We start from the raw sequence: 23,212 nt of genomic DNA, 5'->3' as shown, positions 1-23,212 counted from the left end.
AAAATCGAAAAAAACATTTTAAACGAACTAAACAGATATGTTCTAGTTGCAATTTTTTATAACTTGATAAATTATGGATTGATCCGGTTGAATATCAGTATGAATTAACAGTGGCGGGTAACAATCTAGGTTTTAGCATGAACAATAAAAAAAAGACATTATGTTTTTCTAGGGCTGCAAGTTTTAATTTTACTTATTAACTTTTAAACTCTGAAAAATTATAAGTTAAACTAAAGAACCAGCCTGCTTTTGGAAAAACTTTAATTGTTGGAGGAGATTCTGGAATCTCTTTTTTCAAATATTCTGTATTGTAGTTATAGTTTTTATCTAAAATTTTGGCTTCTCTTAGAACTAATCCTCCTGTAATTACAAGCCTATTTTTATATCCCAATAAAACGGAAGCTCCTAAGTGAAAATTTACTCCATCGAAAGCCGTGGTTGTACTTAAACCTGGACTCAGTGCATAATTTACTGATTTACCAGTTCTACGGTAAATATGCATTAGTGCTCCTAAAGAAAGTAGAATTCGATCCCCGCCATCTTTATTTTTTATAGTAACAGTTGAATCAGTAATAGGTTGATACTGTAATTCCCGTCCCATAAAGTCATCATTACCGCCATTAAAAAATATACCAGTACTGAAATCAATTTTCCAGCCACCTTTTGTTTTCAATGTTTCTAAAATATGTACTTTATCAGTTGAATTACAGGGCAATAACTTGTCTGAGGTGATTTTTATATCAAATTTCGTTTCATCGGTCTTCATTAGTATCGGTTCGCTCGTAAAAGTAAAATTTGACTCATTTATAATATTGTAATTGTTAACTAACTCGTTAATTTTATTTTCATCTCTAAATTTTATCATCGTCGCAACAGATTCGTTGGTTTTAACGATTACTGCATTAATAGAATCTTTTAATTTAGTATAACTTTCATTTTCATCTTTAGCTTTTTCGTAGGCAATTAAGGATCTGTCATATTTCGCATCCTTTTTGTTTACTGGCTCTTTTTCCCATTTCAGTATAACTTTAGTGTTGCTCTTTATTTCTTTGTCAATTTCATAAGTGTATTTTGGAACTACAAGATCTAATTGATCTCTTGCTGTTTCCGATGAATTAATTACGTTTTCAAGTGTTGATTTAATTTTATCTGATTGAGTAGCTCGATCGGTAACCTTTGATCCCAAGTACGTATTTACCTTATCTATTAAGTTTTGCTCAATTATTTTATATTCTGTATTACAAGTGTTAAATAGATTTATAAAATCATTATTTAAAACGGCTGTCTTTTTAAAGTTTGCATTGGATTCATTTATAGTCTTTAGATGACCCTCAATAGTTGTTTTATAATTACTTCTGCTAATGGGTGATGCGGCTAATGGGCCTGTTGTAGATGAAATTTTGGGTACTGCTAAATTTAAATAACCAGGCAGTTTTATTCCTTTAAAAATATCAGGCACGGTAGCGTTGACATTTTCAGAAGTTATCGTACTTTCAACCTTATATAAATTTCGATTGATATTTTCAATTTTTAGGATATATTTCGTCTTATATTCTAAATTTCTATCTTTAAGTTCTTGACCTGGTTTTAAAAAGTCAATTTTTATAGTCTCTTCATTTTGCGCTAACACTTGATGAGTAAATAAAACACAAACAAACATAAATAAAAGGGCTATTTTGTTTTTCATAATGTAAAAATTTAAGGGTAGTATTTACTAATGATTTGTTTATCTTTATTAGATAACTCCTTAGGCCAATGAATTTCTTTATTATTTTTTGTTAAGAATGCCGGTACCGCATATATCATAATTGATTTGCTATCAAATTCTGTGTATTTTATACCTTTTAATTTATAAAATACGTTATTATCAACCATTGCAGTATCCCATTTATATTCATCCATATAGTACTTATAGACCGCAGATGAATCCCACAGAATTGGTGATCTTGGATTTTGCAGTTCGTGCTCCAGACCTATTGCATGCCCAAATTCATGTAAAACGACTCTTTTAAATTCCTCTTCTGACTGGTGGTCAAGATTTTCTAACCAAAGTGTTGGCTTCGCGTTATAAATATCGTCCTCTGCAGAATTGCCTATAGCTGAAAGATAACCGTTATTACCTCTAAAGGAAATTCGTATATCTGAATCGAAAATATCAGTTGTTAAAACGAATTTTATATTAGCAGATTTTGACCATAAATTAGCGACAGCTAATGTCTTCTCCATTAAATCATAATCGTTAATGTCAATGACGTTGACATTAAGTTTTCTTTTTCTCCATTTGTACGGAGGATTAAAAACGCCCTTATTAGGATTAAAATTGGGATGATTGATCCTTAATTGCGAAGGTGGTACTCCGCAGACGAAATACTTATTTTCTCTTTTCCCAAAGAAGAACACATAAACCAGTATTGCTACTATAAGAAATACTAAAAAGATAAAAATATTTTTTTTTGCCATGCTATTAGTAATTTTAATCGTACTAATTTATAACAAATTAAAAAATATGAAACACGTATTTATACTGGATTTATAATTTCAAAAATAAAATTACTTATTCTAACTTTTTCTTTTTAAACTAGTTAACTTTTAATTATTTTATAGTTGTTACATTCTAAATCCTCTTTTTTGAGAAGAAAGTTTTTGTTGAGAAAATACAGAAACCTGGGCAATAGCTTCCTTTAATGTTGGAATCGAACTTATTGAAAGGTTTTTTAGTTCCGATTTTTTCAAAAGTTGTCCGTATCTGTCTTTACATGTAATTTCCATTTTTTTTATATCAAAACCGTCGTTCTCTTGTCTTACCCAAAAGTCGCATACAATACTCGGATTATCATCTCCTGACCATTGCAGATAAGTCGTTAGTAAAAAGTTTCCGTCTCTATTATATCTTTCTTTACCATTGTTACAGGCTTCCATATATTCGGTAATGCTTTCTTTTAACTTTCCCGGATAGGCTACTGCCGTTTGAAAGGAACCATTAAAGCCTTTGGCTATTAGAATTTTTGCGAATGTGTCTAAATCAGGCAACTGTTTCATAATTTTAAATTTTAGTTTGTTATTTTAATATTCTAGTTTTCAATACGGTGAATTTTTAATATTGAAACCTTTCGAGTTCTTACCTATATAAATACAATATTATTAAGCCTAAGCTTTCAATATTGCTGAAACAAATGATAAACTTTTTGTTTATTTACTAGATAGCCTTAAACTTAAGGGACTTTGTATTTCATACAATTAGATGTGCTTTATACAGTCCCATTTAGCCTAGTTGCAACTTTTTAATAAACTAGGGCAATCAAATACTTTCATTATTAAACCTCTGTCAACTCGCTTAAAACTTGGAAATCTTCAAGTAAAAGGTTCGAATTTTGTACCAAGGAGTTCACAATAAAAAAGCCTGAGAATTTAGATTCTCAGGCTTTTTTTATTTGCAAATCCTTTGCCTTTTTATAAAAGCTAACAATAAAATTTAGTTCTTCTATTAGGAATTATTTGATATACTCTGAAAGCAAGACATTTTTTTCTTTCACATAGCATACCTCTTCAATAAAACATTCAAATCGGTCAATAAAAAAGTTCGGATTTTACATGTGTAAGATCACAAAAAAGATAAAAACATGCAAAAGGCACTTTATCTTTTTTTGTTTCTATCTCTATTTCAACCCATTAATTTTACATTAAATTAAACTCAAATAAGGTGTGATATTTAAAAAATAACTCCTTATATTTGCACCCGCGTTCAAGAATCGAATATGACTCGATAGCTCAGCTGGTAGAGCACATCACTTTTAATGATGGGGTCCTGGGTTCGAGCCCCAGTCGGGTCACAAATTGTGATTTACAATATAAGATTCTTGAAAGCAACGACTCGATAGCTCAGTTGGTAGAGCACATCACTTTTAATGATGGGGTCCTGGGTTCGAGCCCCAGTCGGGTCACGAAAGGTCGAGTATTTATTTACTTGACCTTTTTTATTTTTATCTTTATAGAGGAACGGATCAATTCTCAAATCTATTGAGAAAGGAAAAATTTTATTTTACAATCTGCAGCTCTTTCAAAATAGGTTCTTCCTGAAATAATAAGAGTAATTACTTTTCGTTTACTACTACAATGAGATCCTATTTTTTTCTTTTTCTTATTTTTCTACTCCCTTATTTTTGCAAAGCGCAAATTGACACGACCTATATCAAACCTTTTCAGGATGAACTTTCGATAAGAACTTATCTTGCAATGAAATTTATTTCGATGGAACAGGCTGTAGATGGAGAAATAAAACAATTTATGCCTAATGCCCCCATGAATTTAGGACTTGGAGTTTCTGTAAACAATACGATCATTAATCTGAGTTATGGATATGGCCTGAATTTCATGAAAGACAAAGAGAAAGGAAAAACCAAGTCATTGGATTTTCAGATTCATAATTATGGACGAAAGTTTATAATTGATCTTTTTATTCAAAAGTATCACGGATTTTATACTGCGGACGATAATGATAAAAATATAGTATTATATCCGGATTTAACCATTCAGCAATATGGTGCATTCGGTCAGTATGTTTTTAATAATAAAAAATTCTCCTATAAAGCTGCTTTTAACCAGAACGAAAGGCAATTGAAATCAGCAGGAAGTTTTTTGCTTGGAGGCGGAGTTTATTTTACAAAAATAAGTTCTGACAGTTCTTTTGTACATAAAACCAGGAATTCATTGCGCAACTTTCAGTTTGGCGTGAGCGGAGGTTATGCGTATACGTGGGCCATTAACAAACGTTGGTTCGCCAGCGGATCAGCTACAGTGGGCGCTAATTTTGGTACAGAAAGAATAAATGATTTCGGCAAACAAAAGATAGAAATATACCCTACTTTCTTCCCGAGAATCGCAACAGGATACAATAAAGAAAAATGGTCACTTGGGCTATCATACATTAATAATCTGATCTTTTCTTCATTTTCAGAAAGCACTAATAGCAATGTCGGTTTGTCGTCCGGAAATTTTCAGATTGCCTATATCTGGAGGTTTGATTCTAACCCTTTCTGGGACAAGAAGAAACCAAAATCAGATTAGAATTAATGACCCACTGATTAAAACAGAAATTTAACCCAACCTAAACCTCAGTTCCTCCAAACCTGTTTTTCGATTACTTCTTTTATCATTGCTGACTTATTTTGTTTATAGATTGAAGCTATTTCAGTTTTATTTACTGCTCAACAAAAATTTTGCAACAGCATCATAAGCCGGCAAAGAGTAAGGATCATTTGCACCATTACCCGCTATGGGATTAGACGCAAAACGCACAATAACCATATCTGCTTTTGGATCGATGTAAATAACCTGACCATGAACGCCGCGCGCACAAAATGCTCCATGATCGTTATTGGTGATCCACCACATATCCCTATAACTCCAGCCTTGCAAAAGAGTATAACCCGCTTTTGCAAATGCTTTTTTGCTTCCACCTTTTCGTATATCATCAATGGCTGACTTAGGAATAATCTGCTCCTTGCCTGCTTTACCATTATTTAAAATTAACTGACCAAAACGAGCCATATCTCTTAAACCAAAATTAAGACAACCTCCGGCAAAAGGCGTACCGATAGCATCTACAGAATAATAAGCATCTTGTTCTGTTCCCAGTTTTCTCCAGATTTTTTCAGATAAAACTTCTGCTATTGTTTTTCCGGTAACTCTGGCAATTATCCATCCCAACACATCTGAATTAACCGTTTTATAACCAAAACTCTCTCCGTGAACGCCATTTTTCTTTATTGTTGGGAGATATTCATAATACGTTTTTGGACCATCATAATCTTTAGGTTTTGGCAAGGGATTACCGGCAGCAGAAAATTTCCATATTTCGGCATTAGGATCCGCATAGTCTTCACTAAATTGCAAAGCCGTTGTCATGTCCATAACCTGTCTTACTGTTGCATCTCCAAACGCAGAATTCTTAAGTTCTGGAATGTAATGTGACACTGTTTTTGTCGTATCTATCAAACCTTCTTTAGCTAATATGATACCAAGAGTTCCTGTAAAAGATTTTGTAACAGACATTGCCGCATGTTGCCCGTCAACTTTTAGTGCACCAAAATATTTTTCATAGACAATTTTCCCATGATGCATTACAATCACACCATCAGCATAGACTTTCTGCAGTGATTCTTCCCATGTAATTGCTTTAGTTTCGCCCAGAGGCACAAACTGAACTTTATCAATATTACTTTTAATATTTGTAGCGAATGAAGCTGAAGCTCCGAGTCTGCGGGAAACATTTACGGTTGGCATAAATTGACGCATGTGCGCAACACTCCACCTCAAAGCAGGAAACTGAAAAAAACTGCCATCATCGAAACGAGGAATTCGATCTTCCGGTGGCGGAGACCCCACCATCCAGCCCATCTTTACAGGATCACTTTGTGCTGCATCTAAATACTTCATTTTTTCCTGAGCATCGGCCTTATTACACCATATAAAAATTACACAGGAAAATAATAATTGGGAATAAAAATAGACTTGTTTCATATTATCTTACTTTATATTTAATGAGTAACAGAAATCGGACTTGAGGATGGCGATTTTTTTCAACTGAAAGACTTCGTTGAAAAAATATAAGAATTTAGCTAAGTTAAGGACTTAATTACGAATATCTTTCAAATACTAAAAATATAGTGTTCTGAAAGAAATAAAAAATATAGCTATTTCGAAAAAGAACTTCTCTTACAAAAAAAAGTTTACTAAATTCGTTTGAGAATTATTAACCTACTAACCTAATCCCAAATTGGTTTATGAAACATTTATTATTACTATCATTTATTATGATTACTTGCTCTACATGGGCACAATCTGCAACCGGCTATTTTGACAGAGCCCTTAAAAAAGCCGAGGCTGGCAATACAAAAGGCGCAATTGCCGATTATACAAAAGCCATCAGCATGAATTCGAAGTTCGTAGAAGCTTACCAGAACCGCGGCGTTGCAAAACTCAAGCTGAACGACTTAAAAGGCGCACTTACCGATTTTAGCAAAACAATTGAATTAGACACCATGAACGCAGATGCCTTTACAGGAAGAGCAAATGCAAACTACAAACTCAACAACTTTAAAGAAACCGTTGACGATTGCACATCCTCTATTGCTTTAAATCCAAAAGATTATATTGCTTATAACTTGAGAGCTCTGTCTTATAACAAATTAGGCGACAAAAAAAATGCCTGTAAAGATTTTTCTAAGGCGATCGAATTAGGAAGCCAGAGCGCCATCAAAAACAAAGCGACTTTTTGTAAATAAGCAAAATTTAAAATGATTTAATCAAAAGCAATCTGTAAAACCAAAATATACAGATTGCTTTTTTATTTAGAAATACGGCATTGATTTCATCCACAACTTATTCTTACATTTGTTGCTCAAAGCAATACTTTAATGGCACTTTTAAAAAAAATAAATCAAAAGGCACAAACAGATAAAAACTCTGGTTTCGGACCTAACGCAAACAGTTATGGCGGCAGATTTGTAAACAAAGACGGAACTCCCAATATAGAAAAAAGAGGTATGCATTTGTTCCGTCGAATTAGTTGGTACCACACCATGATCGACATGCCCAATTGGAAATTCATGTCGATTTTGTTTGCTTTTTACATTGCTATGAATTTTATTTTTGCAGTCGTTTATTACGCTATCGGGATTGAACATCTTGATGGGATTGAACAATCGCAGAGTGCGTTGACCCAATTTGGTCAGGCCTACTTTTTCAGCGCGCAAACCTTTACCACTGTGGGTTACGGCCATATTAGCCCAACCGGGTTTCTAACAAGTGCCTTATCCGCTGCTGAAGCTTTAATTGGTTTATTAAGTTTTGCCATCGCAACAGGTTTATTCTTTGGAAGATTCAGCAAACCAATAGCCTATTTAAAATTCGCAGACAACGCATTGATTTCGCCATATGGAGAAAACAAAGGATTAATGATACGGCTGGTGCCTTTTAAGAATACCAATTTTACAGACGCAAATGCAAAAGTAACATTAGGATTGAGTTTCGAGGAAAATGGTGTACAAACCAATAAATTTTACAGCCTAAAACTCGAGTTAGATCACATCAATGCACTTTCATTAAGCTGGACATTAGTACATCCCATTACAGAAGACAGTCCATTGTTTAATTTTTCCGAAGAAGACTTCAAAAAAACGCAAGGAGAAATACTAGTTTTCATCACCACTTTTGACAATATGTTTAGTAATACCGTTGCCGCCAGAACCTCTTATACTTTTAGTGAAATCATTTACGGAGCAAAATTCGAGACCATGTACAACCGAAGCAAAGACAGCTCTAAAACAGTTCTTCATTTAGATAAACTAAACCATTACGAATCAGTAAAGCTCTAGTAATCTATCATTTTCATCAAGTTTTCAAGGTCTTTTCATATTTTATTCTATTTTTGTTTACCAAATAGCCAATAATGATAAACAATATTAAGACTGTTTTCAGCATAAAGGATCTCGAAAACTTATCCGGAATAAAAGCACACACCATTCGTATCTGGGAAAAAAGATACAATATCCTAGAGCCCATGCGTACTGACACGAATATCAGGCTCTATAATTTACAAAGTCTACAGAAGCTTTTAAATATTACTTTATTACACGAATACGGTTATAAGATTTCTAAAATTGCAACTTATCCTGATGAAAAAATCCCGGAATTAGTTCGGGAAATCATTTCGTCAAAAAATTCTCAGAATTACGCCATAACTTCTTTCAAGATGGCCATGATGAATTTTGACCAGGAAATATTCTTCAATACTTTTGACTGGCTGATCTCTGAAAAATCATTCAAAGAAATTTTCAAAGACCACTTTCTTCCTCTATTGAAAGAATTGGGATTATTATGGCAATCTGAAACCATAACACCTGCAAATGAACATTTCATGAGTCATTTGATCAAACAAAAAATATTAATCTACACAGAAAGTCTTCAGATATTAAAGCCCAGTAAAACCAACAGGATCTTTGTGCTTTCCCTGCCTTTAAACGAAATTCATCAAATAGGATTGTTGTACCTGCAATATGAGATTTTATCCAAAGGCTACAAAACGATCTATCTTGGCGAAAGTATGCCCATAGAAAACCTTGAAGATCTTACCAGACATTTTGAAAATATTACGTTTGTCTCTTTTATGACCATTCAGCCGGATCGCAGCGTCATCAATCAATATGTAAAATCAATGGGGCAAAAATTACTCCTTAACAATAACGAAATTTGGCTTATGGGAAACATGACAGAACATATCGACCAGAAGCTCCTGTCAGACAAAATAAGAGTTTTTGACTCTATGGAAGAAACTATTAGCATGCTATAATTTTTTTTGTTTAAAGTTTTTGTATATTTGTTAAACAAATGAAAAAAACAATAGCAATAATAGGATCAGGCTTCTCTGCTTTAGCCGCTTCATGTTACCTCGCACAACAAGGAAACAAGGTAACTGTCTATGAAAAAAACGATACGATTGGCGGAAGAGCAAGGCAATTCAAAAAAGAAGGCTTTACCTTTGACATGGGGCCAAGCTGGTATTGGATGCCTGATGTATTTGAGCGTTTCTTTCAGGATTTCAATAAAAAAACAACAGACTATTATGAGCTTATAAAATTAAATCCGGCTTATCGGGTTTATTTTGGGGTGGATGATTTTATCAACATTTACGATAATCTCGAGGAAATAAAAACCACTTTTGAAAGCATCGAAAAAGGAAGCGGTCAAAAACTGGAAACTTTCATCAGGCAGGCCAAAAGCAATTATGACATTGCCATTAAAGATTTGGTATATCGTCCCGGAGTTTCTCCACTCGAATTAATCACAGTTGAAACGACTTTAAAACTCAATCAGTTTTTTAGCACCGTAAGTACTGATATTCATAAGAAATTCAAAAACGAAAGACTGATTCAGATTTTGGAATTTCCTGTTTTGTTTTTAGGAGCAAAACCCACCAAAACGCCTTCTTTCTATAATTTTATGAATTATGCTGATTTTGGTTTAGGAACCTGGCACCCCAAAACCGGAATGTTCGATGTCGTTCGCGGAATCGAAAAAATGGCTCTGGAACTAGGAGTGACCATTGAAACCAATTCTGTTATCGAAAAAATAATAGTCGAGAACAAAACTGCTACAGCAATTATAATTAATGGAAAAACGATAAAGGCGGATATTATACTAAGCGGCGCCGATTATCATCATACCGAAACTTTATTAGATATCGAGCATCGCGCCTATTCTGAGCAATACTGGGAAAGCAGGGTTTTCGCACCGTCTTCACTTTTATTTTTTGTTGGGTTTAATAAAAAAATAGAAAACATTTCGCATCATGCTTTATTTTTTGATGTAGACTTTAACCAGCATGCAGCAGATATTTACGATGAACCAAAATGGCCTGAAGCACCATTGTTTTATGCCAATTTTCCATCAAAAACAGATTTGAGCGCAGCGCCGGAAGGCATGGAAAGCAGTTTTTTTCTTATTCCGTTAGCGCCGGGAATCAACGACAGCGCAACACTCAGAGAAGAATATTTCGAAAAAATAATAACGCGTTTCGAAAAGCTTACAAAGCAGGAAATTAAAAATAATATTATCTTTAAAAGATCATTTTGCAAGAATGATTTTGTAAACGATTATAATGCATACAAAGGAAATGCATACGGAATGGCCAATACTTTGCTGCAAACGGCTTTTTTAAGACCAAAACTGAAGAGTAAAAAAGTTCGTAATTTATATTTCACAGGACAGCTAACCGTTCCTGGCCCAGGTGTTCCGCCTGCTTTAATTTCAGGAAAACTAGTAGCTGAGTTAATTCAAAAATCTTTTAGATCTTAAAAAATGAAATCACTATTCGACACCGTTTCTTTCAAATGTAGCAAATTGGTCACCCAAAACTACAGTACCTCCTTTTCGCTGGCGGTAAAAATGCTTTCACCAAGCATTCGTGAAGCAATTTACAGCATCTACGGATTCGTTCGTTTTGCTGACGAAATTGTCGATTCATTTCATGAATACGACAAAGAGAACCTGATTAATGATTTCGAAAAAGAATATTACAAAGCCTTTGAGTCTGGCATTAGTTTAAATCCTATTCTTAACTCATTTCAACATACCGTAAAAGAATACAATATCACAGACGATCTTGTTCAGGCTTTCCTTAAAAGCATGAAACTAGACCTCATCAAATCAACCTACAACTCACAAACCGAATATGAAGATTACATTTATGGTTCTGCTGATGTGGTGGGCTTAATGTGCCTGAAAGTTTTCGTAAAAGGAAACAACCAAAAATACGAACAGCTCAAAAATGAAGCGATGCGATTAGGATCTGCTTTTCAGAAAGTGAATTTCCTGAGAGATCTCAAAGATGATAATTTGGTTTTAAACAGAAATTACTTTCCCGGAGTCGATTTAAATTCTTTCGATGAAAATGCCAAAACCACGATCATCAACGAAATCGAAGAAGATTTCAGGATTGCTTATCAGGGAATTGTAAAATTACCTATCGAAGCACAATTTGGCGTTTACACGGCATATGTGTATTACAAGAAACTGCTTAAGAAACTAAAAAACACGCCTTATTACGAAATCGGAAATGCAAGAATCAGAGTTTCCAATTATACTAAAGCCGGGCTTTTAGCGCAGTCTTTTGTAACTTACAAATTAAAACTGGTGTAAATTTCACTGCTTCGTTCCTCGCAATTACAAGATTGAGAACAAATAATAATTACAACAATTCAAAACATAAAAAATGATTTCTTTCCTGATCTTTTTAGGCGTTTTTCTCTTCATGGAATGTGTGACCTGGCTTACGCACAAGTACATCATGCACGGACTTATGTGGTATTTTCACGAAGATCACCATCAACCCAAATACGAAGATACTTTTGAGCGCAACGACATTTTCTTCGTCATTTTTGCTATTCCAAGTATAGTTCTTTTTTATTTTGGCGTTCAGGGCGGATTCAATTATTTATTTTTCATTGCCTGTGGAGTTACGACTTATGGCGCTTGTTATTTTTTAATTCACGATGTTTTAATTCATCAGCGTTTTAAGTGGTTCAAAAACACCAAAAACAAATACCTGATTGGCTTACGAAAAGCGCATAAAATACACCACAAACATTTAGGAAAAGAACATGGCGAATGCTTTGGGATGTTATTTGTGCCTTTCAAATATTATAAAATGTAGTATCATTTGGGCGTTACCCACAGAAAAAGTGGGTCGGGCTTTCCGTTCCCGCTTTTTTGTATCAGGCAGAAAAAGCCTTACACAAAAAGAGCTACACTATAATCCCTAACGCAAACGTACTGCAGAAACTATCCGTAATAATCGATTTTATGAAAGTATATAAGCTAGAAACCGTACAACATTTAAACGCCAGTATCGAAGAATGCTGGAGCTTTTTTTCAAGTCCACAAAACCTTCAAAAGATAACACCTGATGATATGAGTTTCGTAATTCAGGATTTCGACGGAAAACGCATGTATCCCGGACAAGTGATCACCTATACTTTAAAACCGCTTTTAGGTATCAAAATCAACTGGATGACTATCATAACCGTTTCATCAGAAAATCAATATTTTGTAGACGAACAGCGTTTTGGTCCTTATGCATTATGGCACCACAAACACTTTTTTGAACGGACAGAAAACGGCACAAAAATGACGGATGTGGTACATTATGCCTTACCATTTGGTTTCTTAGGCCAACTCGCCAATACAATAATGGTCAGAAATAAACTGAAATCCATTTTTGAATATCGCCACAAAAAAATCGAAGAACTATTCAATTCAAAATAATTTTACGCCACAGATTAATTTTTAACGCAGATCTACACAGATTTAAGCAGATGCACACAGATTTACTAAATTAAAATCAAAAATAAATCTGCAAATCTGCGTGAAACCAAAATCCTTTATAATCCTTTAGTCTGTGGCAAAAGAAATATAATAATGACAAAACAAAGAGTTGCTTTTTTCTGGTTTAGACGTGATTTACGTCTCGATGACAATATCGGGTTATTCAATGCCCTGCAAGCTGATTATCCCGTAATTCCGATATTTATTTTTGATGACGATATTTTAGACAATCTTCCTGCAAATGATGCGCGGGTTAGTTTTATCTACGATTCACTTCAAAAAATAAACGAAGAGCTTCACGCAATTGATTCTTCGCTACTCATCAAAAAAGGAAAAACTTTTGAGGTTTGGAAATCTCTTGTCGAAGAATATGATATTCAGCAACTCTTCTTTAATAAAGATTATGAGCCGTATGCCATAAAACGTGACGCATCAATTCAGGAATTATTAAAACAACATAATGCAGAATCTTTTTCCTTCAAAGACCACGTCGTTTTTGAAGAAAAGGAAATTACCAAAGCAGATGGTCTTCCGTATACAATTTATACGCCTTATAAAAATAAATGGCTCGAAAAGTACCATCTTTCAGGACAAGCTTTTGAATATGATACAAAACCATTGTTTTCTAACTTTGCTAAAAACAATTTCAAGTTTCCTGAATTATCCCAAATTGGTTTTGAAAGAAGCAGCATAAAAGTATTGCCTCATAACTTAACTCAAATAGGTAATTATAAAGAAATAAGAGATTTTCCGGCTTTGGATGGTACGTCATATCTTTCACCACATTTACGTTTTGGGACTGTTAGTATTCGTAAACTCGTGCATTGGGCCAATAAAAAAAATCAAACTTTTTTGAGTGAATTAATTTGGAGAGAGTTCTTTATCCAGATTCTTTTTAACTTCCCTAATTGCGTGAATCACAATTTCAAATCGGCTTACGATGGTATTCAGTGGCGCAATAACGAAGACGATTTTAAGCGTTGGTGTTCCGGAACAACAGGTTACCCAATGGTCGATGCCGGAATGCGCCAACTAAACGAAACTGGATACATGCACAATCGCGTTCGTATGGTTGTCGCCAGTTTTTTATGCAAACATTTACTTATTAACTGGCAATGGGGCGAAGCGTATTTTGCCGAGAAATTACTGGATTTCGAATTGGCATCAAATGTAGGCAACTGGCAATGGGCAGCAGGAACAGGTTGCGATGCTGCACCCTACTTCAGGGTTTTTAATCCGGAAATTCAACTAAAGAAATTCGACGAAAAAGGAATCTACATTCGTAAATGGATTCCTGAATTTGATTTAGGATATAATGAACCAATGGTAGATCATGCTTTTGCGAGGGATCGCGCGATTGCGACATATAAGGCTGGGATAATTAAATAAATTACATTTTTTTATCCCGAAGCTTCGGGACCAAATTCGAAATATTTGATGGTTAGAAGTTTGAGTATGCAAGTACAAAATCGCCTGATATTTAGACCAACAGAATATAAAGACAATTCAAGTCCCAGAGGGACGATATATTTATAGAAAAGATACACATCATCATGTTAAAGCTCCAGCGGAGCGACATATAATTGCCCTCAAGATTATAAAATATACCACCTCGCTGGGGGTTCTCTTAAAAAAAGAATAATTTTCTATAATATATCGTGCCTCTGGGACTTACAACGATGATTTTTGATATAACGAAAATCAGATTTCAAGAAGAATGGGGGAAGACAAGATTGCGGTTATAACATTAATCGATGAAACTTCTAATAAAAACTGCATCCCTAGCCCTGATAGAAGCGGTATCCTTTTGTTTTTTTCTTTAAAAAACAAAAGATACAAGTGGATAGCAGGAAATAGCTCCTAAAACTACTTAATGAGTTTATTAAGCATTCCGTTGAAAATAAAACCATGGAAAGGTAAAACAGAATACCAATATAGTTTTCCTAAAATACCTTTGGGTTTGAAGGTTGCAGCCTGATATAAAGTATTGTGTATGATTTTGAATTCGAGCCAGGCTTCCCCGGGCAGTTTCATTTCGGCATATAAGATCAGTTTTCCTTCTTGTTTATTGGCGTATAAAACGCGCCAAAAATCTAAAGCATCGCCGGAATGAATGTCGTGTTTATTGGTTCGGCCACGGCGCAAACCTACGCCACCAAAAAGCTTATCAATAAAGCCTCGTAAACTCCAGAGCCAATCGCCGTAATACCAGCCTGTCTCGCCTCCTATTGACCAGATTCTATCTATGGTATAATCGCGATTTTCGATTTCTTTTTTTCTTCGGTCGATGTAGCAATCTTTTTTAGGCACTTTTAAATGTGCCGAGATATTGCGGTTAAAACGTCCGCTTACAAGGGAATCTTTCCAGCTTGAAGCCACTTTATCTTCTTCGACTTTGATTAAGGCTCTCGAAAGCGCTTGTTTATACGTCATGGGCTTCACTTGCAAAAGCTCATTAATGCGATGATCGTTGCAAATAACCTCGACTTTCATACTGCTTACCAAAGCCGATGCCAGTTTATATGAGGTTGAGGTAACAAAATACAACCAGTATGATGACAATTTAGGTGTCATGACGGGAATAGTAAAAATGTACCGTTTGAGATTTTTTGCTTCAGCGAAAGCCAATAACATTTCTTTGTAGGTGAGTATATCCGGACCTCCAATATCAAAACTCTGATTATAAGTAACTGGATTTAAAAGTGATTTGGAGAGAAACTCTAAAACATCATTTATCGCAATGGGCTGGCATTTTGTATTGAGCCATTTGGGCGTAATCATCACCGGAAGTTTATTGACCAAATCGCGGATAATTTCGAATGAAGCACTGCCCGATCCCACTATAATTCCGGCCCTTAAAGTGGTTAACGGTACTATTGATTTCGCTAAAATACTTTCAACATTTTTGCGGGACGATAAATGTTTAGAGAGTGACTTGTCATTTACAATTCCGCTTAAGTACAGGATTTGTTGTGCCTGAGTCTGATTTATTCTTTCGGTAAAATTAGATGCCGAAATACTTTCTAACTCATCATAATTGGTATTAGAACCTGACATGGAATGGATAAGGTAAAAAGCGGCATCAATATCGGCAGGAATTGCTGTCAGCGTTTCTTTTTCTAGAAAATCGACTTCAATGACTTGTACTTTTTGCAGAAAATCTGTGTGTATGTAAAACCTGTTTTTATCTCTTACACAGCAAATTACCTGATGTCCCTGCGCTACTAAAATAGGCAAAAGACGTTTGCCAATGTAACCTGTTGCACCCGTCAGGAGAATTTTCATAGTGTCTAGATTTTAAAAGTCACTAATCCATAATCCATTTCGAAAATTTGACCTGAAATAGAATTCGCTTTTTCAGAAATCAGAAAATCAACCATTTGGGCAACTTCATGAGGTTTTAAATAACTTTTCATAGGATGGCGATCGATCATGTTTTCTTTCATACGATCGTTTCGCAAGATCGAAGCCGAAAGTGAAGTATCTGTAATAGTAGGCGCAATGGCATTGACACGAACTACAGAAGCCAATTCAGCCCCAAGTGATTTTGTCAAGCCTTCGACACCCGCTTTTGCAGTTGCAATACTGGCGTGAAAAGGCATTCCTAATTTTACGGCAACGGTACTGAATAAAACGATCGAAGGTTCATCACCTTTTTTTAAAACAGGCAAATATTTCTGAATCGCTTTTACAGCACCAATGACATTGATTTCGAAATCTTTTCTAAAATCATCAACACTTAAATTCGAGATAGGCTTTAGCGTAATAGAACCGGGACAATAAACTAAAGAATCTATTTCGTCTAGATCAGGAAGTACATCCTGCAATACATCTAAACCAAAATGAGTAAGATTAGGATGCGTAAGTTCCGGTGCGCTCCTGCTGATATTATACACCCGATTGGTTTCGAGCTGTTGCAATAAAACAGCACTTCCGATTCCTTTGCTTCCTCCGATAATTAGAATATTTCTCATTTATTTAAGTTAAATTTTATTATCGGAGTACTGTTTTTACCGCCTAATATTTTATATAATTCGAAACGACAATCTTCGCCTTTAAATCGAACATCAGATTATACAAACCAAAGAAGGTTCTGTTCATGTAAATAAAATGTTTTGAGCCACGATTTCCGTTCATTTTTCTGAGGTTGGTATCGTTTGAGAAACGTTCGCCTAATTTGGCAATACTGTCAAAGAAAGTTTCATCGGCAAAATCAAAAGTTTCGTTTTGGAATGGTTTCGTAAAAAGCGATAACAAGTCATGGAACATCTCAGTGAAATACTCAATTTCTGCCGGAGTATCATCCGGACGAAGAATTTCTAACTCGAACAATTTTTGATTGAAAAGCGCTTTATCTGTAATTACATTTTTATTGATCAACTCAAAGTACGGCACATAAAATTCCTCTGGAATTATTTTCATACAACCAAAATCAAGCGCAATCAAATGGTTTTGATCGTCTACCAAAAAGTTTCCGGGATGCGGATCTGCGTGTACTTTTCGCAATACATGAATTTGGTACATGTAAAAATCCCACAATGCCTGACCTAGCTTATCGCCCACTTCTTTGTCTGTATTGATGGCGGTAAATTCAGAAAGATGAATTCCCGTCATCCAGTCCATGGTGATGATTTTCTCTGACGAAAACTCAGGATAATATCTTGGAAAAAGTAAATTGTCAATTTTATTGCACGCTTCTACTACTTCTTCGCTTTGTTTTAATTCGAGTAAATAATTAGTCTCCTCGATGAGTTTATCTTCGACTTCTTTAAAATATTTATCAGAATCTTTTCCCTGTAGATTAAACATTCTGATCGCAATAGGTTTTACCAAAGCTAAATCTGACGAAATACTATTGGCAACGCCGGGATACTGGATTTTAACGGCTAACTTTTTACCGTCTTTCACTGCTAAATGCACCTGACCAATACTGGCTGCATTTACTGAATTGGCATTGAATTCGTCGAAAATTTCATAAGGTGTTTTACCAAAATTGGTTTTAAAGGTTTTTAAAACTAATGGAGCAGAAAGCGGTGGAACAGAAAATTGGGACAAAGAGAATTTCTCGACATACGCCTGAGGCAAAAAATTCTTGTCCATGCTAAGCATTTGGGCCACTTTTAGTGCACTTCCTTTCAGGCTTTTTAATCCGTCGTAAATATCTTCGGCGTTATTTTCGTTGAGTTTATCACGTGTCAAATCAGGATTGACCATTTTTTCAGCATAATGCTTCACATAGTTCACGCCTATTTTTGCACCGGTTTGCACCAATTTACTGGCTCTTTCTATTTTTGACGTTGGTATATAGTCGATTGTTTTCATTGTTTACTGTATATTTTTTCTTTAAAAAGAAATTTCCCCAAATCTATAAGATGATTTAATGGCGTAACATTCATTAACTCAAATGAAGCATTCACTGATTTTTCGATAAAAATATCTGTTTTTTCAAAAGCTGGTGACGAATCATCAACCCAAAATTTTATCGTCAGCATCAATTGCAGCCATGCTGATTCCTGAATTCCTTTTTCCTGAAATTTTTGTAGCTTTTCCTGCTCTAGTCGATAGTCATCTGTCAATATTTCAGAAACATATTCTTTGAAACTATTGCGAAGCGACGTCAGCTGCACTAAATTTTTAAGCGGGTTTCTATCAAATTTTAAAGATTGTAAAACATAACTTCTGTTGGCTGTCAGGATCTCAAAAAAAGTGAAATAAAAACTCAACATTTTATTTTTCATATCATATTCTAAATAATCCGCGTTTTTATGCAGCAAATCAATTGTGTTCACAAAAAACAATCTGAATATTTCTTTTTCCAAACCTTCTAGTGTTCCAAAAAAAGGATAAAATTCAGCTTCAGTAAAATTATTTTCTTTTGCAAAATGATAAACCGATTTTGGTTTTTCGCCTTTTTCTAAAACTTCATTCATGTATATCGAAACGATGTCTTCTTTGCTGATTGCCTTATTTTTAGCTTCCATCTTATTAAATTTTTTAATTTGCCTTAAAGGTAAGCAATGGTTAAGTATCTTTACTTATTCTTACAAAAAATATACTGTTAAATAAATTATAAACTATCATGGCAAAAAACATTCTACTAACGGGAGGAACTGGATTTATAGGCAAACATCTGACAGATTTACTTATTGATAATGGTTTCTCAGTATCTGTTTTAAGCCGTTCTGACAGAAAAAACACTTCTTCGGTCACCTACTACAAATGGAATTTAGACCGTAATTATATTGATGAAGAAGCGATATTAAAAGCAGATTACATCATTCATCTGGCTGGAGAAGGAATTGTAGAAAAAAGATGGACTGAAAAACGTAAAAAAGACATTCTCGAAAGTCGTACAAAACCCATTAATCTTATCTTCTCTATTTTAGAAAAAAACAATAAAACGTTAGATGCTTTTATTTCTGCATCTGCGGTTGGAATATATGGTGCTTATACAAATGATACAATCTGTACAGAAAATACTCCCCCGGCCAATGACTTTTTAGGAATCACTTGTCAGGAATGGGAAAAAGCTGTCGATAAAATTAATTCGTTAGGTATTAGAACTGTAAAAGTCAGGACGGGAATCGTTTTGGGCAAAGACGAAGGTTTTCTCAAAAAAGTTGTCCCAAGCTTTAAGTTGGGCTTTGGCACCATATTAGGCACGGGAAAACAATACGTTCCGTGGGTTCATATTGCAGATTTATGCGAAATATACCTAAAAGCAATTGTAAACGAAGAAATGCACGGTCCTTATAATGCCTGCGTTACGGACAATACTACAAACGCCAAATTATCTAAAACATTAGCCCGTTTATTTAGATACAAGATTTGGCTTCCCAAAGCACCGGTATTTATCCTTAAAATTGTTTTAGGCGAAATGAGTATTGCTGTGTTAGAAGGACAAAGGGTTTCGTCTCAGAAAATACAGGAAACCGGCTTTGTGTTTCAATTTACAGATCTGGAACGTGCACTTGCAAGCTGCCTTAATTAAAGTTATTTGAGTGTCAGATACATTAAATCAGTAGTATGAACAACTCCTATCAATTCTGTATTCGCAATTTTTGCAATTTTTGACGCTATTTCGTTCGGAATCCGGATATTGAAATCAGATACAGCAATTGGGAAATCAGATATAATCTGAATTCCGTCTCCCACTTTTTTGATGAGAGCATTTACAATTACTTCTTTTGATTTTCCCCGTAATACAAGCTTTCCTTTAATTTGATATTCTTTTTCGATTTCATTAATATCCTTCAAATCGAATTTTTCGATTTTCCCTTTAAAGACGGCTTTTGGATAACGGCGGCTTTCCATATAATTTTCGTTGAAATGATCTTGCATCATATCCAATTTAAAACGAAAATCTTTGACAATAACAGTACAAATAAACGTACTTGTTCGTGGCTCTAAAACAATTGCAACCTGTCTGTTTACAGCTTTTACTTCTTCGAAAAAAGGTACGGAAGCTTCAAAATTAATGGTTCCCGTATTGGTAAAAAATTTATCCTGGGCAATAGCAGAACAGGCTGTAAATAGCAAAATAAATAAAGTAATTTTTTTCATAATCGTCAATATTTAAACAATTATGTCAATCGATTTTTTTATTTATAAGAAGAGAAAAAACTGGACTTAATTAAATGCGGGAAAAATCGAATGGCAATACTCCGTGAAAAACAGTAATCCAATCATTGTACTTAAAGTTACGAAATTTTCCAGCTCTTAGTTCTCGCTTTATGCTAAATATTTGTGAAATGTTTTTTTGTCGTTTTAAGGTGATTTGTGAAAATGTAAAATATAAAATATGATTTGTCATATAAGGACATCACTATGCCTGAACTTCTGTACAAATCTCAATCAAAAAACCATCTAAATCTCTGACATAAGCTACAATTTGTCCCCATGGCTTCTGCGTTGGCTCTTTTACCAGTACTGCACCAAGAGAAGTTGCTTTTTGCACCAGTTCGCCTACATTATCTGTAATAAAACCCAATTCGATTGCAAAAGGTTTATCTTCTAAATTACTTCCGATAAAACCCTCTTTCAGATTTTGGGCGGCCAGTTTTTTTGAAGCAAACGAAATCGTCGTTTCCCCCGTACTTAATTCTCCATAATCATTTTCAGGAGTTACAAACTTTCTTGAAAAACCAAATACATTTTCATAAAACGCAATTGACTTTTCTACATTTTCTACATATAAAATTGTATACCCAAACTTTACCATTTTCTTCGATTTTAATTTAACGTAATTAATTATTCTAGCTGATTTCCAGCAATACATTGTACTGATCTAAACTTGCTAAATCTTCAATCGAATTTACATTGGTAATTTTCGCGTGTTCTTCGACTTCCTTTTTAGACTCAATTTGTTTGATGCATTTTCTAAAACGGCGCACTTCATCTAAATTAGATAAAATTAATCCCGGCACTTTTACGCTTTTCCCTTCTTTATCTTTGGCAACCATTGTAAAATAAGATGAATTACAATGTTTTACAGCGCCTGTCTGAATATTTTCGGCCTCTACACGAATCCCTACAATCATCGAACTTCTGCCAACATAATTCACAGAAGCTTTCATGGTAACTAATTCACCAACTTCTATTGGTTTTAAAAAATTCACGGTATCAACAGAAGCTGTTACACAATAGTTACCGCAAAATTTTGATGCACAGGCAAAAGCAATCTGATCCAGCAATTGCAAAATATAACCTCCGTGAATTTTACCACTAAAGTTTGTATGTGATGGCAACATCAATTCTGAAATACTTATTTTCGATGAGGAAACGGGTCTGAAATCTGCAGTCATATTTTTATTTTATGGGATAGGTTTATTTTTTATATGAGAGTAACTTAATTCAATAATTGATTTTCATCTTCAATTGAGGCTCTCGCAATAATATTTTCCGGAAGTGACTTTTTTGCCTTAGCTCCCATTTTCTTTAATTTTTCGACACTCGAAATCAAATTCCCTCTGCCGTCAACGAGTTTGCTCATCGCACTTTCATATTCTGTTTTAGTGTCTTTAATTTTATTACCAATTCTAACTAAATCGGTTACAAAACCTTCAAATTTATCGTACAATGCCCCAGCTTGTCTGGCAATTTCGAAAGCATTCTCCTGTTGTTTCTGATTGGTCCACATACTGTCGATAGTTCGCAATGTCGCCAGTAAAGTTGTTGGCGTTACGATGACAATATTGCGGTCGAAGGCTTTATTGTACAGCGTTGAATCTTCGTTTAGCGCAATTGCAAAAGCGGGCTCAATTGGGATAAAAAGCAATACAAAATCCGGGCTTTCTATCTGATATAAGTCGTGATAATTTTTGTTTCCGAGTTGCTCAACGTGTCTTTTGATTGAATTTACATGTTCTTTTAAAAAATCAATTTTCAGGATTTCTGATTCTTCATTGATCCATCTTTCATACGCGACTAAGGAAACTTTAGAATCTACAATCATTTTTTTACCATCAGGCAGATTAATGACCACATCAGGCAAAACCCTGTTTCCTTCGCTATTCGTAAAACTTTGCTGCACTTCGTATTCACGCCCTTTTTCTAAGCCTGATTTTTCTAAAACACGTTCCAGAACGAGTTCTCCCCAATTTCCCTGCATTTTACTATCGCCTTTTAAAGCTTTTGTCAGGTTCAGGGTTTCTTTACTCATTTGTGCATTCATCTCACTAAGACCTATAATTTGTTGACGTAAAGCAGCATGATAGTCAATGCTTTCTTTGTGTGTCTGCTCTACCTTTTTCTCGAAACCCTGAATTTTATCCTGTAAGGGCATGAGGATGTTTTTCATATTCTCACTATTCTGTTCTGTGAATTTTGCAGACTTTTCCTCGAGAATTTTATTGGCTAAATTTTCAAATTCTTTGGTGAATTTTTCCTGAAGTTCTGTGATTTCGTTTTTTTGTTCTTTATGACGTTCCCATAAATTTTCAAAATCTACTTCTTTTTTAGAAAGCTGAATGGCCAGACTGTCTTTTTCTGTCCGGATGCTTTCTTTTTCTAAATTAGTTAACTGCAGTTGTTTTTCGAAATTGTTTCTTTCTCTTTCAAATTGTTCTTTTTGTAATTGCAATTGATTGAGATGAGCTGCCAAACGTTCTTCCAGACTGACTTTATCTGATTGAAATCTTGCCGAAAACAGCAATTTACCTAAGTACACACCCACAAATAAAGCGATGACAAAAGCTAATAAGCAGGGAAGAAAATCGAACATAACTACATTTATTTTTGAAAAGTAAAAGTAAGCAATAATACGTAGTACTTAATTTTTAAAATTGAAATTTCACTAATTAGCCCTTATTCTAAATTTAATAAACATTCT

General features: G+C 34.5%; 22 protein-coding genes and 2 tRNA genes. 12 read left to right on the top strand and 12 right to left on the bottom strand.

Annotated features, from left to right (window positions below; genetic code table 11):
- Positions 1 to 196: 196 nt before the first annotated feature.
- The 3 genes from B0A67_RS13075 to B0A67_RS13065 all read right to left on the bottom strand — a co-directional run bounded on the left by B0A67_RS13075 (position 197) and on the right by B0A67_RS13065 (position 3,039).
- On the bottom strand, positions 197 to 1,687 hold the full coding sequence (locus B0A67_RS13075) for a hypothetical protein (RefSeq protein WP_072959168.1): 1,491 nt from the start codon (positions 1,685 to 1,687) through the stop codon (positions 197 to 199).
- A gap of 11 nt (positions 1,688 to 1,698) precedes the next feature.
- Positions 1,699 to 2,460: a M12 family metallopeptidase gene (locus tag B0A67_RS13070; RefSeq protein ID WP_072959165.1), complete on the bottom strand. Its 762-nt coding sequence runs from the start codon at positions 2,458 to 2,460 to the stop codon at positions 1,699 to 1,701.
- 147 nt (positions 2,461 to 2,607) lie between these two features.
- Positions 2,608 to 3,039, bottom strand: coding sequence for a hypothetical protein (locus tag B0A67_RS13065; RefSeq protein WP_072959161.1), 432 nt, complete (start codon positions 3,037 to 3,039; stop codon positions 2,608 to 2,610).
- A 718-nt stretch (positions 3,040 to 3,757) separates the two neighbouring features.
- Here B0A67_RS13065 and B0A67_RS13060 point away from each other — a divergent pair.
- The 3 genes from B0A67_RS13060 to B0A67_RS13050 all read left to right on the top strand — a co-directional run bounded on the left by B0A67_RS13060 (position 3,758) and on the right by B0A67_RS13050 (position 5,064).
- A tRNA-Lys gene (locus B0A67_RS13060) sits at positions 3,758 to 3,830 on the top strand.
- A gap of 38 nt (positions 3,831 to 3,868) precedes the next feature.
- Positions 3,869 to 3,941: transfer RNA gene (locus tag B0A67_RS13055), tRNA-Lys, on the top strand.
- 172 nt (positions 3,942 to 4,113) lie between these two features.
- Positions 4,114 to 5,064 carry a DUF4421 family protein gene (locus B0A67_RS13050; protein WP_072959158.1) on the top strand — a complete coding sequence of 317 codons (951 nt, stop codon included), beginning with the start codon at positions 4,114 to 4,116 and terminating at the stop codon, positions 5,062 to 5,064.
- A gap of 129 nt (positions 5,065 to 5,193) precedes the next feature.
- On the opposite strand, the gene B0A67_RS13045 is transcribed toward B0A67_RS13050, so the two are convergent.
- Positions 5,194 to 6,519, bottom strand: a complete 1,326-nt coding sequence (locus B0A67_RS13045; RefSeq protein ID WP_072959155.1) for a serine hydrolase domain-containing protein — start codon at positions 6,517 to 6,519, stop codon at positions 5,194 to 5,196.
- Positions 6,520 to 6,782: 263 nt separating this feature from the next.
- Between B0A67_RS13045 and B0A67_RS13040 the strand changes: the two genes are divergently transcribed.
- From B0A67_RS13040 to B0A67_RS13005, 8 genes are all read left to right on the top strand, one after another.
- On the top strand, positions 6,783 to 7,283 hold the full coding sequence (locus B0A67_RS13040) for a tetratricopeptide repeat protein (RefSeq protein WP_242670959.1): 501 nt from the start codon (positions 6,783 to 6,785) through the stop codon (positions 7,281 to 7,283).
- 132 nt (positions 7,284 to 7,415) lie between these two features.
- Complete coding sequence (locus B0A67_RS13035; protein ID WP_072959149.1) at positions 7,416 to 8,375, top strand: ion channel; 960 nt, start codon at positions 7,416 to 7,418, stop codon at positions 8,373 to 8,375.
- Between the two features lie 74 nt (positions 8,376 to 8,449).
- Complete coding sequence (locus B0A67_RS13030) at positions 8,450 to 9,349, top strand: MerR family transcriptional regulator (protein ID WP_072959146.1); 900 nt, start codon at positions 8,450 to 8,452, stop codon at positions 9,347 to 9,349.
- 38 nt (positions 9,350 to 9,387) lie between these two features.
- A complete protein-coding gene (locus B0A67_RS13025) occupies positions 9,388 to 10,854 on the top strand; it encodes a phytoene desaturase family protein (protein ID WP_072959143.1) in 1,467 nt (488 codons plus the stop codon).
- A gap of 3 nt (positions 10,855 to 10,857) precedes the next feature.
- Positions 10,858 to 11,697, top strand: a complete 840-nt coding sequence (locus B0A67_RS13020) for a phytoene/squalene synthase family protein (RefSeq protein ID WP_072959141.1) — start codon at positions 10,858 to 10,860, stop codon at positions 11,695 to 11,697.
- A 73-nt stretch (positions 11,698 to 11,770) separates the two neighbouring features.
- The gene (locus tag B0A67_RS13015) at positions 11,771 to 12,211 is read left to right on the top strand and encodes a sterol desaturase family protein (RefSeq protein ID WP_072959138.1); all 441 of its coding nucleotides are present in this window, start codon (positions 11,771 to 11,773) and stop codon (positions 12,209 to 12,211) included.
- Between the two features lie 149 nt (positions 12,212 to 12,360).
- Positions 12,361 to 12,822, top strand: coding sequence for an SRPBCC family protein (locus B0A67_RS13010; protein ID WP_072959135.1), 462 nt, complete (start codon positions 12,361 to 12,363; stop codon positions 12,820 to 12,822).
- A 153-nt stretch (positions 12,823 to 12,975) separates the two neighbouring features.
- On the top strand, positions 12,976 to 14,271 hold the full coding sequence (locus tag B0A67_RS13005) for a cryptochrome/photolyase family protein (protein WP_072959131.1): 1,296 nt from the start codon (positions 12,976 to 12,978) through the stop codon (positions 14,269 to 14,271).
- 477 nt (positions 14,272 to 14,748) lie between these two features.
- Here B0A67_RS13005 and B0A67_RS13000 read toward each other — a convergent pair whose 3' ends face one another.
- Genes B0A67_RS13000 through B0A67_RS12985 form a run of 4 tightly spaced genes read right to left on the bottom strand, consistent with a single transcriptional unit; the run spans position 14,749 to position 18,863 of the window.
- Positions 14,749 to 16,167: an SDR family oxidoreductase gene (locus tag B0A67_RS13000; RefSeq protein ID WP_072959128.1), complete on the bottom strand. Its 1,419-nt coding sequence runs from the start codon at positions 16,165 to 16,167 to the stop codon at positions 14,749 to 14,751.
- A 5-nt stretch (positions 16,168 to 16,172) separates the two neighbouring features.
- Entirely contained in the window at positions 16,173 to 16,856 is a 684-nt protein-coding gene (locus B0A67_RS12995) for an SDR family NAD(P)-dependent oxidoreductase (RefSeq protein WP_072959125.1), read from the bottom strand.
- A 43-nt stretch (positions 16,857 to 16,899) separates the two neighbouring features.
- Positions 16,900 to 18,204: an ABC1 kinase family protein gene (locus B0A67_RS12990; RefSeq protein WP_072959123.1), complete on the bottom strand. Its 1,305-nt coding sequence runs from the start codon at positions 18,202 to 18,204 to the stop codon at positions 16,900 to 16,902.
- Complete coding sequence (locus B0A67_RS12985; RefSeq protein ID WP_072959121.1) at positions 18,201 to 18,863, bottom strand: TetR family transcriptional regulator C-terminal domain-containing protein; 663 nt, start codon at positions 18,861 to 18,863, stop codon at positions 18,201 to 18,203. The genes B0A67_RS12990 and B0A67_RS12985 overlap by 4 nt, the downstream gene beginning before the upstream one ends.
- A gap of 98 nt (positions 18,864 to 18,961) precedes the next feature.
- Here B0A67_RS12985 and B0A67_RS12980 point away from each other — a divergent pair, with 98 nt between their 5' ends.
- Complete coding sequence (locus B0A67_RS12980) at positions 18,962 to 19,873, top strand: TIGR01777 family oxidoreductase (RefSeq protein WP_072959118.1); 912 nt, start codon at positions 18,962 to 18,964, stop codon at positions 19,871 to 19,873.
- Positions 19,874 to 19,875: 2 nt separating this feature from the next.
- Here B0A67_RS12980 and B0A67_RS12975 read toward each other — a convergent pair whose 3' ends face one another.
- From B0A67_RS12975 to rmuC, 4 genes are all read right to left on the bottom strand, one after another.
- Complete coding sequence (locus B0A67_RS12975) at positions 19,876 to 20,445, bottom strand: YceI family protein (RefSeq protein WP_072959115.1); 570 nt, start codon at positions 20,443 to 20,445, stop codon at positions 19,876 to 19,878.
- Between the two features lie 262 nt (positions 20,446 to 20,707).
- Entirely contained in the window at positions 20,708 to 21,103 is a 396-nt protein-coding gene (locus tag B0A67_RS12970; RefSeq protein ID WP_072959365.1) for a VOC family protein, read from the bottom strand.
- 34 nt (positions 21,104 to 21,137) lie between these two features.
- Positions 21,138 to 21,686 (bottom strand): acyl-CoA thioesterase, encoded by a 549-nt coding sequence (locus B0A67_RS12965; RefSeq protein WP_072959111.1) that lies wholly within the window; start codon positions 21,684 to 21,686, stop codon positions 21,138 to 21,140.
- A 44-nt stretch (positions 21,687 to 21,730) separates the two neighbouring features.
- Positions 21,731 to 23,104 (bottom strand): DNA recombination protein RmuC, encoded by a 1,374-nt coding sequence (gene rmuC / locus B0A67_RS12960; RefSeq protein ID WP_072959109.1) that lies wholly within the window; start codon positions 23,102 to 23,104, stop codon positions 21,731 to 21,733.
- Positions 23,105 to 23,212: the final 108 nt, after the last annotated feature.

This window comes from Flavobacterium aquidurense (genome assembly GCF_002217195.1).
GTDB lineage: Bacteria > Bacteroidota > Bacteroidia > Flavobacteriales > Flavobacteriaceae > Flavobacterium > Flavobacterium frigidimaris.
This window is presented reverse-complemented; position numbering and strand designations above follow the sequence as displayed.